Source organism: Paraflavitalea pollutisoli (assembly GCF_029360705.1).
Lineage (GTDB): Bacteria > Bacteroidota > Bacteroidia > Chitinophagales > Chitinophagaceae > Paraflavitalea > Paraflavitalea pollutisoli.
In genome coordinates, this window is record NZ_JARKMX010000006.1 from 191,064 (window position 1) to 203,303 (window position 12,240).

A 12,240-nucleotide genomic window follows, 5' to 3' on the forward strand; every position below is an offset into this window, starting at 1 on the left:
TCAATATAGCATGATAACCACCAATATGGCCAGGAATAAACAAGTCAGTTTCGAAAAGATGACCGTAGAGCAATATGCCGCCGCAGCTGCCGGATCAAAGCAGGTTGCGCAGGAGATTGCCGCCCTCATTCGCCGCAAACAGTCGAATGGACAAACAACAGTTCTCGGACTGGCCACCGGCTCCACCCCCAAGATGGTGTACCGGGAGCTGATCCGCTTGCACCGCGAAGAAGGACTTAGTTTTCAACAGGTGACTACGTTCAACCTGGATGAATACTATCCTATGCTGCCCGATGCGCTGCAGAGCTACAAACGATTCATGCGCGAGCATTTGTTCGATCACATCGATATCGATCAGTCCCGTTGTTATGTACCCGATGGTAACGTGCCGCAAGAACTCGTAAAAGCCTATTGTGAACAATACGAGCGAATGATCGAAGAAGCGGGTGGTATAGACCTGCAACTGCTGGGCATCGGACGTAATGGGCATATTGCCTTTAACGAACCGGGCTCGCACAGCAGTTCCGTCACCCGGCTCATTACACTTGACTTCAGCACCCGCATCGATGCGGCGGCTGAATTTGGCGGTATTGCCAACGTGCCCAGAAAAGCGATCACGATGGGCGTGGGCTCTATCCTCAAAGCAAAGCAGATCATTTTACTCGCCTGGGGTGAAAACAAGGCAGGCATTCTCCGGCAGGCCGTTGAGGGACCCGTTAACGACCTGGTGCCGGCCTCCTGGTTACAGGCACATCCCCACGTAAAAGTGGTAGCGGACGAAGCCTGCGCAGCGGAGCTTACGCGCAACAAAACACCCTGGATCACTGACACCGTGCAATGGGATAAAGGGATGATCAAAAAGGCAGTGACACACCTGGCGCTGACGGTGAACAAACCGATCCTCAAACTCACCAACAACGATTACAATGAACATGGTCTGAGCGATCTGCTCGTGCTGTACGGCCAGGCTTATGATATTAATATCGAGGTATTCAACTGGCTGCAACATACCATCACCGGATGGCCTGGAGGGAAACCGGGAGCCGATGATAGCAATCGTCCCGAACGGGCCGTGCCGGCAAAGAAACGTGTGTTGTTGTTCAGCCCTCACCCCGATGATGATATCATCTCTATGGGTGGCACCTTTCAACGTCTGGTAGACCAGGGCCATGAGGTACATGTAGCCTATCAAACCTCCGGCAATATCGCTGTAGCGGATGATGAAGCCTTGCGGTTTATTCGTTTTGTGACCGATTTCAACAGGCAGTTCAATATCGTGAACGAGGAAGCACAGGCGATCTATGAGCAGGCGGAGGCTTTTCTCCTTACCAAAACAAAGGGGGCAAAGGACATCAATGCCCTGCGGTATGTCAAAGGGGTGATCCGCCGAGGTGAGGCACTCAATACCTGTCGCTTTACCGGTGTTGCCGAAGCGCAGGTGCATTTCCTCAACATGCCTTTTTATGAAACCGGATTGGTGGAAAAGAGTCCATTGGGCGAGCCAGACTATCAGATCATCATGGACCTGATCGAAAAAGTACAGCCCCACCAGGTGTATGCAGCGGGTGACCTCGCCGATCCGCATGGAACCCATAAGGTATGTCTCGATGCCATCTTCGAAGCGCTGAAACGGCTCAAACAACAACCGTTTATGAAAGATTGCTGGTTGTGGTTGTACAAAGGCGCCTGGGCCGAGTGGGATATACACCAGATTGAAATGGCGGTACCGATGAGTCCTGACCAGGTACTGAAAAAGCGGGCGGGTATTTTCAAACACCAGTCACAAAAAGATGGAGTGGTGTTTCAGGGCACCGATAGCCGCGAATTCTGGCAACGGGCGGAGGAACGTAACAAGGCAACGGCAGATCTCTACAATCAACTCGGGTTGGCAGAGTATGCAGCCATGGAGGCCTTTGTACGGTGGGAGTACTAAAATGTCATGACATTTTATAAAAACGAGCATCTGTATTTGGAATGCCCTATAGGGGGATAGTACATTTGTGACGTACGCAAACGGCTGGAAAATGGCTGTCCGAAGGGTGCCGCTCCCTACTCGCTTCCGTACCGCTCCCATGGCGCTCCCATGGAAGTGTAATGAAAATAGCACAACTTTTCTAAATCAATCACTTACACCAAAAGCGATAGGGCGCCTTGTATCCCGGCCAGGCGCAGCTATTGATGTGGTGGCAAGTCCAACTGATAGATTGCCACATTGCCAGTTTCGTGAAAGTAATAACTGTTACGGTATCAGGCAGTGGCTGCCCGGTGATACTTGTTACGGTACTGGATAGGGGAAAGGCCGGTCAGTTTTTTAAACGTAGTGCGGAAAGCCTTGGTGTCGGAATAGCCTACTTTATACATCACTTCGTTTACATTTTCACGGGAAGATTCCAGGCTCATTTTGGCGGCTTCGATCTTCACCCGTTGAATATATTCCACAACGGTATTGGAAGTCGCCTTCTTGAACCGGCGTTCGAGGTTGCGGCGGCCCATGGCAAACATCGAAGCCAGCTGATCGACGGTGATGCGATCGGAGAAATTCTTTTCGATAAAGAGTTGTGCCTGCCGGATAGGTTCGTCTTCATGTTCCTTCTGGCCGTTGAACATGATGAAGGGTGACTGGCTGCCCCGGTCGATTTCAATCTCGAATACTTTAGAGCAGAGGATGGCAATATCCCGGCCGGCGTGTTTTTCTATGATATACAAGATGAGGTTGAGGTACGAGTAGGCGCCACCGCTGGAATAAATACCCTGTTCATCGGTGATGATCTTTTCGGGCACGAGGGTGACGTCGGGAAACATACGCCTGAACTCATTAGCGCCCAGCCAGTGGGTGGCACACTTCTTACCGTGTAAAAGCCCCGTGGAAGCCAGCAGGAAGGCGCCCAGGCAAAGACTGGCGATCTCGGCGCCGGCCTTGTACTGCGCGATGATCCAGGGCAGAAAAGGTCGGTTGATCTCGATGGCTTCTTCGAGATTGCCGTGCACGGCGGGTATCACAACGAGGTCAGTCTTGAAGTTATCCTTAACCGTCAGCTCAGGATGCACGGTGAACAACCCTTTACTCAGCCTGGTTTGTGGCGACAGGCCTACCAGTTGTACCTTGAACAATGGGTCGCGTCCCATATTGACCAGCAGGTCATTTACTTCGGAAAACAGCTTATGCGGTCCTTCGATAGCCCCCAGGATAGCCCCTTCCGGAACAAGTATAGATAAGTGTTTCATAGCATAAATGTACCAAAGCTACCAGTCGCAATCAACCCCTTATAATGCCGTAATTGCACCCCTGCAGGCGCCGTACTAGTACGGGCACTAATAGGTGTTTTAACCTATTCTGTTGGGCAGTAGGAGATTATTTTTTTATCCGTGAGGGAATATGCTTAATTTGCTGCCAGTAAAATTTGACAGATTCTTTCCTTTGGATAACCTCGTTTATTCCGTTACTGCCACTTGAGCGACTGGATATACTATCAGTTTGGGTTTAATATCTTGCCTTCTTTCTTTTATCGGGTATCCTTTAAAAACTGGCATTTAACCTTAAAAGCCGGCGGACCTAACGTGCATGGCACGGTTTGCGCCGGCGACGATTGTACATAAATCGCAACAACATGGCCAGGAAACGAACTGCAGTCAATGAAAATGCATTAACCTTGCTGAAAAGGTTGATCAGGGTAAAGCTTAACCTGAATTGCAGTACCTCTTCGCATATACAGCAATTACAGCATGACATCCAGCAGGTAACCAGTGAATACTTATCCTCGCAGACACTCAACCGCTTTTTCGGTATTATTCATACAGGATTCAACCCCTCCATGCATACGCTGGACACGCTGGCGCGTTATGTTGGCTATAAATCTTTTTCAGAATTCGAGATGCTGCATGCAGAGAAGAATGCAGAACAGGTCAATTCTACTTTTACCTCCCGCTTTATTGTGTCTGTATTTTCCCAGATCAATCCCGAAGAACATATTGAGCCCGGAATACTGCAGGTGGTCAAGAATATCGCCACCCTGATGGCCGACGATAAGCAGCTGGCGGGTGAGGTATATTGCTCGATGGCGCCCAGTGTATTCGGACGTAAGTTCTTTTTCGAGCAGTTTGTCAATATCGATGCGCTCGATGGTGTATACGGTAACGGACTACAATATTACCTGCTCAATGCGCACGACCGGGAACAGAAGTTCTTTGCTTATATACTATATTGTTACCGCTATTTTCTGACAGCCCAGTCAGCTCAGTTTCAACAATATTATAGCCTGCTGAATGCTTACCGGCAATCGGAGATCATGGCTTTTCACCCACTTCTGATAGACCGGTACTATGCCGTACTGATCTTCAACCAGGTATTGGGCAGGAAAGATCACCTGCACCAGGCGGCAGATAAAGATGAATTCACCGACTTCGATATCTGGTCTTCCCATGCCAAATCGTTCTATTGCGCCGGTTATCTCGTGGGAGAGGCCTTGCTGCTGTCAGGAGAGTTTGCACGTTCCTGGGAAATTCTAAATAGTGATGAGATCAAGCCGTCTTCTCTATCGGGAGTGTTGCAGGAAGAATTTATCACGTATCTGGGTATACTTAAATTAACAAGCGGTTATTTCTCGAACAATATCAGCAATAAGCGCGCCTTGTCGCTGTATTTGGAACTGAATGAAAAACCGCTACCGGTACTGCTGCACGATTACCTGACGTTCTATTTATTGTTTCTGAAACGCAGCCTGTTCCCGAAGTCTATCGTCAGAAAGGAAGTAAATGAGCAGATCAATTACCTGGTCAGAAAGACCGGTTTCGTCTATTTCAGAGAGTTTGACCTGCAATTGAACAGATCGGAATCAATATCGTTATGACGTTTAATTAATGGATATTAATGGAATAAAAAGCAGAAGAAAAACGTTGCATCTTTACTTTCACGATTGAAATCCCAATTATCCACTCTAATGTCCTCGTTCTATTTTCATTGTATGTTCCTTCAAAACTGGTTACTTTCCTTTTCCTTGTGAATTGCCTCTGTTCAGCGTAATGCTATTTCTTTGCCGCACAATCACGTTAAGAGCTTACTGTTCGATGCAGTAACATGACCACCTTTTGCTCGATCAGCTATATTGCCGGTTAAGGCCGTGCAATGGTGGCTGCAGTATCACCTTTCCCACATTGTATTGAAACGCCCCTGGTGTGACAGGGGACAGCGAAGCTTTATGTCAAAATCGCCTGTTGTGACAGGGAGCAGCGAAGCTTTGCCCTTTTGCCAACCATGTGAATCTAACTGTATGATGAAAACGGGACTGCAATGGTATGCCGTGTATACCAAACCCTGCTGGGAAAAGAAAGTGGCCGGACAAATGGCAATGCATTCCATCGAGCATTACTGCCCATTGCAAAAGATACAACGCAAATGGAGTGATCGCAAGAAGATCATCATGGAGCCTTTGTTTAAGTCGTACGTGTTTGTACGCGTCAATGACAAGCAACAGGCTGCAGTACGACAGGTAAGTGGTGTAGTATCTTTTGTACAGTATTTAGGTAAGCCCGCAATCGTCCGTGACGACGAAATCGATACCATCCGACAATTCCTCAACGAGTACCGTAACATCAGGCTCGAGCGCATGGAGTTCAACGTGAACGACCGTGTAAAGGTGCTCAGTGGCCCTTTCATGCAGATGGAAGGCGATGTGCTCGAAGTAAAACACAAGACCGTTAAAGTCTTGTTGCCTTCTCTGGGTTTCCTGATGACCGCTGAAATCGAAAAACACAATCTTGTAAAATAAGACAACCTGTATGGGCTTGCCTTCTGCACAGCCTGTACCCTTTATTTGCACACCACTATTATGAGACAACATAAAATCGCCATCATTGGCCTCGGTTATGTTGGCCTGCCCCTGGCCGTTGAGTTCGCTAAAAAGTATCCGGTCGTTGGTTTCGATATCAATGAAAGAAGGGTGGAAGACCTGCGTAATGCGATCGACCGAACCCTCGAAACAAGTACGGAAGAGCTGGAAGAAGTATTGAAGACCAGCAATGATCAGGAAAATGGTCTCTTTATCAGTAGCCAACCCGAAATGCTATGGGATGTGAACTTTTATATCATCACAGTGCCAACCCCTGTTGATAAACACAACCGGCCCGACCTGACCCCACTGCGCAAATCGAGCACTACCGTTGGCCGGGTACTGCGCAAAGGAGATATCGTGGTTTATGAGTCGACCGTATACCCCGGCGTCACAGAGGAAGAATGTGTACCCATACTCGAGAACGTTTCGGGGCTCACCTTTAACAAGGATTTCTTTGCAGGTTATTCACCCGAGCGTATCAACCCCGGCGATAAAGAACACACAGTAACCAAGATCAAGAAGGTGACCTCCGGTTCTACCCCTGAGATTGCTATTATTATCAATGAATTGTATGCCAGCATCATTACGGCGGGCACGCACCTCGCCCCCTCCATCAAGGTCGCCGAGGCTGCCAAGGTCATCGAGAACGCACAACGCGATATCAATATCGCCTTCATCAATGAGCTCGCCAAGATCTTCAACTGCCTCAATATCGATACCGGTGACGTACTCGCAGCTGCCAATACCAAGTGGAACTTTTTGCCCTTTAAACCCGGTCTGGTAGGCGGCCACTGTATTGGTGTAGACCCCTATTATCTTGCACAAAAGGCGCTCGAGGCTGGTTACCACCCCGAGATCATCCTGGCCGGCCGCCGGCTCAATGATGGCATGGGCGCCTACGTAGCGGGGGAAGTGATCAAAATGATGGTGCGCAAAGGTATACAGGTGGCCGGCAGTCGCGCCCTCGTGATGGGTATCACTTTCAAAGAGAACTGTCCGGATGTTCGTAATACCAAAGTGATCGATATCGTTCGTTACCTCAAAAGCTACCATGTGCATGTTGACGTCTATGATCCCTGGGCCGATCCGGTGGAGGTACAACATGAGTACTGTATCAGCACCCTGCGTGAGGTGCCTACCGGCCATCACTACGATGCCGTGGTACTGACCGTGGCACATCAGGAATTTACCCCCGATGTGGTCCGCAAACTCTCCAACGGCCGCAGCATACTCTTCGATGTGAAGTCGGTATTGGACAAAGAACTCGTCGACGCACGCTTATAAAATACTTATTCCCCATGCATTTTCAAGCCTATCATACGGCTGACCTTGGTCAGCTGCACTTCCTTGTCACCGGTGGTGCCGGTTTTATCGGTTCCAACATTGTGGAATACCTGGTGCAGCACCAGGCGGGTCATATCCGTATACTCGACAATCTTTCCACCGGCTCACTCGATAATATTCAACCCTGGCTCACACTGCCGAATGTATCGTTTATAGAAGGCGACATACGCGACCTCTCCACCTGTCGCCGGGCACTGGAAGGCATCGAGCTGGTGAGCCACCAGGCGGCGCTGGGCTCTGTACCAAGATCTATCAACGATCCCATCACCACCAATGATGTCAACATCGGAGGTGCTTTGAACGTGCTGGTGGCAGCCCGCGACGCCGGAGTACAGCGACTGGTGTATGCAGCCAGTTCCAGCACCTACGGCGACCATCCCGGTCTGCCCAAGGTGGAAGATAAAACAGGTAAACCGCTTTCGCCCTATGCAGTAACAAAGTTGGTCAATGAGCTGTATGCAGAAGTATTCTCTTCGCTGTACGGTTTCCATACAGTCGGGCTACGCTATTTCAATGTATTTGGTCCCCGGCAGAACCCTTCCGGACCTTATGCGGCCGTGATCCCTTTGTTTATAGAAGCTGCCCTCCGTGGCAAACAGCCGGTGATCAATGGCGACGGCGCCACCAGCCGCGATTTCACCTTTGTGGAAAATGCCGTCCAGGCCAATATAAGATCCCTGTTGGCACCCGGCATTCAGCGCCATGAGGTGATGAACATCGCCGTCGGAGAAAGCACCACCCTCAATGAACTGTGGTCATATATCTGTACCATCGTTGGTCAGCAGATGGCGCCCTTCTACCAGCCGGAACGGAAAGGGGATGTAAAACACAGCCTTGCGGATATTTCCAGGGCCGGACAACTCATCGGCTACCAGCCAGCCGTTACCGTGCAGGAAGGCCTGGCGCTCGCTGTTGACTGGTACAAGCACGAAAGTCTGTTTTCTGTACCCTCCTGATCATACGGCTTACTCTTTATCATAAAAATTATCCCCATGAAACGTCAACCATCTGGCAGAACCCTTCTGCTGGTGATCGTTCTTGCTTATTGCGCCATTAGTACGGTATCGTGTACACCATCCCGCAAACTGAATTACTTCAATAACCTGCCCGATTCGGTGCTGGTGACCTTGCCACCGGTGATCGAGGAACATCGGGTAGTAGATAAAGGAGATGTGCTGGATATAACCTTCAGTGCCAAAGATGCGGATGCGGCCACTCCCTTCAATAAGATCGCCAGTACAGCCGCTATGACGCCTTCGCCTGGTGCTAAAAGTTCAGTGGCGCCCGCCGCCCAGGGATATCCTGTAGACCTGGACGGAAAGATCGAAATACCCATTATCGGCAAGATACCGGTGTATGGCAAAACGGCCCCCCAGGTAAAAGACACCTTGACCAGGCTGGTTACACCTTATATCAAAGATCCCATCGTTGAGGTGAAGTTCACTGGATTTAACGTAACCGTTTTGGGTGAAGTGCGCGCACCGGGCACCTTTAGTTTGCCGTCGCAACGCACAACCATCTTCGAAGCACTGGCGGCCGCCGGCGATTTACCGCATACCGCCAAGAAATACAACGTGCATCTCTATCGTAACTACGCAGGCGACCGCTCTGTACGCAAGATCAACCTGAATGATAAGAGCCTGCTGTATAACCAGCAGGTGTTTCAAATGAAACCTAATGATGTCCTATATGTACAAACAAGAAAGGGAGCCATCTTCAAAGAAGACTTTGGATTGTTCGCTTCCATCGTAACCTTGGTTGTCAGTATCGTCACATTAGGTATTACGATTTCTAAATAAGTAAAAGCCAGATTCATGGAACAGACATTTGTTGAGGCCAGTGAAAGCAACACCAGCTTTGATATAAAACGGTTCTTTACCAAGGTTACCAAGAACTACTTGTGGTTTGTATTGGCCATAGTGGTCTTTGTGGGTGGAGCCTGGACTTACCTGCGGTTCTCTGTGCCACTTTACCAGGTGGCTGCTTTTTTACAGGTACAGCCCCCCAATGATGCCGCCAATATACTTGGGGGATCTCCCTTTTCCACCAATGGCAATGCAGCGGCCCGCAACCTGCCGGATATCAACGGGGAGATATTCAAACTGCAGTCGGCTGCATTGATCGGTGAAGTCGTCGATTCGCTCAAACTGGACATCGATGTGATGACCAGGGGTAAGATCCAGCACATGCCCGTTGACCTGGACCAGTTGCCCTTTACCATCGAAGTACAAAAGAAAGACCCCAAGCGCCAGAGCCTTGTATATGCACTGCATCTCAAAGGAGAGGAGTTCGTCTTTCAATCCGAAAACAAAGAGTATAAAGGAGTATACGGTCAACCCGTATTGATGGAAGGAGATACGGTGACCTTGCAACGGCGCAGTGAACCGGGAGTAAAGACCAACAAAGCCTGGATGGTGCAGTTTGCCGGCCGGCAAAACGCCATTGCCAATTACCTCGGCAGGTTGACGGTCGGTCAGGTGCCGAAGGGCGGGATCGGTATGCTGCAGCTGGTGATGCGCGATGAAATACCACAGCGCGCACAAAAGATCGTTAACGTATTGATCCGGAAATATGATATGGCCAATTACCTGTTCAAGAACAAAGCTCTCCGTTCCGAGATCGAATGGCTCGACAATAGACTATTAACGGTCAACGATGAGTTGAATACCCAGGAGAATTATGTGCGCAACTTCAAAGCCAATAACAAGATCCAGGATGTTTCTTCTTCTGCCAACCAATTACTGAGTAGTCTTACCTCTATCGATACCAAGAAAAGTGATAATGACTACAAAGAAAGCCTGTTGAAGCTGATTGAGCATAATATTTCCAACAACAACGGCCGGGAAGAACGTATCAATGTGCCCGGCCTGCAGGATGGCGACCTGATCGCCCTGGTTGGTAAGTACAATGACCTGGCCGGCCAGAAAGGGAGCATCCTGGAATCATCGGCTCCCATGGATCTGCGCTTGCCACCCATCAATGCCAAGATAGATGCCACCAAAGCCAATATCTTGAACCGCATTGCCAGCATACGACAGGAACTTGCAACGAACAACAACTTCCTGGCGAGCCAGGAGAGAAGTACTACTGGTCGTTTTGTAACATTGCCTGAAAAGGAAAAGGATTATATCCAGGTCAACCGGCTGCTCAATATCAAGCAATCACTGTATGTATTCCTGTTGCAAAAGAAGGAGGATAAGAACATTGAATTTGCTTCATCGGCCATCGCTGGTTCGCGTATCGTCGACTGGCGCATCAATGGCCTGCAAGACCCAAAGCCAACGATGATCTATGCCGGCGCCTTTTTACTGGGATTGCTGGTGCCTGCCATCGTGGTGTTGTTCAGGTTCCTGCTGAACAAACGGATCGAAACGCCGTCGGAGATCTACAAAACCACCTCGCTGCCGATTGCCGGTGAAATAGCCTTTATCGGTAAGATGGAGTCGGAGATGGTGATGCGGCCAGGTAATGTATCGCCCGTAGCGGAACAATTCAGAACGCTGCGCACCAATATATCTTACCTCAACCAGGGAACCCCCAACAAAGTATTGATGATCACGTCGGGTATTAGTGGAGAGGGTAAGAGCTTCATCAGTCTCAACCTGGCCAATACGCTGGCTATTACCAATAAGAAAACGGTATTGATCGAGTTTGACCTACGTAACCCAAGCCTGGCGCCTTATATCGGCGGCAATCCAAATGTGGGTGTTTCCAATTTTCTTGCCGGAGAAGTAAGTGTCGATGAGATCATTCAGCCTGTGGAGGGGTCTGAAAACCTGTTCTTCATCAGTGCTGGATTGCCACTGCCGGCTAACCCCGGAGAGATTATCCTGCGTAATGAAATGCAGTCACTATTCGAACAATTGCGCCAGCGCTTCGAGTTCATCGTATTGGATACACCACCCATCGAAGCGGTATCCGATGCGCTCACGCTGGGTAAGTGGGCTGACGCCACCTTCTTTGTGCTCAGGCATAAATACTCGTTGCGTTCTTCCCTGGTGCGCATGCACCGGTTGTATGAAGACCGAAAACTACCAAGGCCGGCCCTCATCATCAACGGCATCAAACGTGGCGAAGGATTTAACAATGTACATGGATATGGATATGGCTACAGCGATATGGACAAGATGAAGAAGAAGAAACAGAAATCGCGGCTGAAGATCGCCTGACAACCTTATCCTGGTCATCACGATTTGTAATTCCCCAAACAAACAATGAACCAGGCTATGCGACCCCTCGTAAGTATTTGTATGAGCACCTACCGGCACGAGCGCTTTATCAAGCAGGCAATTGAAGGTGTGATGATGCAGCAGACGGACTTTGATATAGAATTGGTGATCGGTGAAGATTTTTCCAACGACGGCACCAGGAGCATCTGTGAAAACCTGGCCGCCCATTACGGATCGAAGATCAAATTACTGCCTTCCGACAGGAACTATGGGCAAAACCAAAACCTGTCGAGGATCATCCTGGCATGTTCCGGCAAGTACATCGCGATGTGTGAAGGCGATGACTACTGGATCGATCCGGACAAACTATTTAAACAGGTAGACTACCTCGAAAAGCATCCGGCACACGTCATGTGTTTCCACCTGATCAACACGGTCGATCAGGAAGGTGGGCTGCTGGAGACACAGGAGGGTGACGGCAGTGTAACCGAGTACCGGGGAATGGACTTGTTCCACACCTTTGTACCGACACTTTCCATCCTCTTCAGGAACTGCCTGGATTACTTTCCGCCCGAGTTTTACAAGATCAAAAGTACGGATGCCTTTATCGTGGGCATGCTATCAGGCCACGGTGATGGTGCCCGGCTCGGCTTCGTGGGAGGCTGCTACCGCAAACATGACGGCGGCCTTTTCAACCAGTTGCCCATGCTCGATAAATACAAGCAAGCCATCCATACACGGAAATGGATGCGCCGGTCGGATTACTTCAAAAAGGAACAGAAAAAGGAAATACGTCGGGAGCTGTTTCGCCGCGAAGTATTATACATGAAGATCTTTCTGAGAAAAAGACAGCTCTGGAGCTGTTTTCGATTGGTGATTTTCTACATCAGTATCTGATA

General features: G+C 49.4%; 9 protein-coding genes. 8 read left to right on the forward strand and 1 reads right to left on the reverse strand.

Going from position 1 to position 12,240, the window contains the following annotated elements; all coding sequences use genetic code 11:
* Nucleotides 1–10 precede the first annotated feature (10 nt).
* Nucleotides 11–1,933 carry a glucosamine-6-phosphate deaminase gene (gene nagB / locus P2W70_RS13900; RefSeq protein ID WP_276482081.1) on the forward strand — a complete coding sequence of 641 codons (1,923 nt, stop codon included), beginning with the start codon at nucleotides 11–13 and terminating at the stop codon, nucleotides 1,931–1,933.
* A 314-nt stretch (nucleotides 1,934–2,247) separates the two neighbouring features.
* Here the strand turns inward: nagB and P2W70_RS13905 are convergent, their stop codons facing one another.
* Entirely contained in the window at nucleotides 2,248–3,225 is a 978-nt protein-coding gene (locus P2W70_RS13905; RefSeq protein ID WP_276482082.1) for a GlxA family transcriptional regulator, read from the reverse strand.
* A gap of 383 nt (nucleotides 3,226–3,608) precedes the next feature.
* Between P2W70_RS13905 and P2W70_RS13910 the strand changes: the two genes are divergently transcribed.
* From P2W70_RS13910 to P2W70_RS13940, 7 genes are all read left to right on the forward strand, one after another.
* Nucleotides 3,609–4,847 (forward strand): hypothetical protein, encoded by a 1,239-nt coding sequence (locus P2W70_RS13910; RefSeq protein WP_276482083.1) that lies wholly within the window; start codon nucleotides 3,609–3,611, stop codon nucleotides 4,845–4,847.
* 420 nt (nucleotides 4,848–5,267) lie between these two features.
* Nucleotides 5,268–5,765 carry a transcription termination/antitermination protein NusG gene (gene nusG, locus P2W70_RS13915; RefSeq protein ID WP_276482084.1) on the forward strand — a complete coding sequence of 166 codons (498 nt, stop codon included), beginning with the start codon at nucleotides 5,268–5,270 and terminating at the stop codon, nucleotides 5,763–5,765.
* A gap of 60 nt (nucleotides 5,766–5,825) precedes the next feature.
* The gene (locus P2W70_RS13920) at nucleotides 5,826–7,112 is read left to right on the forward strand and encodes a nucleotide sugar dehydrogenase (RefSeq protein ID WP_276482085.1); all 1,287 of its coding nucleotides are present in this window, start codon (nucleotides 5,826–5,828) and stop codon (nucleotides 7,110–7,112) included.
* Nucleotides 7,113–7,126: 14 nt separating this feature from the next.
* Nucleotides 7,127–8,128, forward strand: a complete 1,002-nt coding sequence (locus tag P2W70_RS13925; protein ID WP_276482086.1) for an SDR family oxidoreductase — start codon at nucleotides 7,127–7,129, stop codon at nucleotides 8,126–8,128.
* Between the two features lie 36 nt (nucleotides 8,129–8,164).
* Nucleotides 8,165–8,971, forward strand: a complete 807-nt coding sequence (locus P2W70_RS13930) for a polysaccharide biosynthesis/export family protein (protein WP_276482087.1) — start codon at nucleotides 8,165–8,167, stop codon at nucleotides 8,969–8,971.
* 15 nt (nucleotides 8,972–8,986) lie between these two features.
* Nucleotides 8,987–11,341, forward strand: coding sequence for a GumC family protein (locus P2W70_RS13935; RefSeq protein ID WP_276482088.1), 2,355 nt, complete (start codon nucleotides 8,987–8,989; stop codon nucleotides 11,339–11,341).
* A gap of 57 nt (nucleotides 11,342–11,398) precedes the next feature.
* Nucleotides 11,399–12,238: a glycosyltransferase gene (locus P2W70_RS13940; RefSeq protein ID WP_276482089.1), complete on the forward strand. Its 840-nt coding sequence runs from the start codon at nucleotides 11,399–11,401 to the stop codon at nucleotides 12,236–12,238.
* The last annotated feature ends 2 nt before the right edge of the window (nucleotides 12,239–12,240 follow it).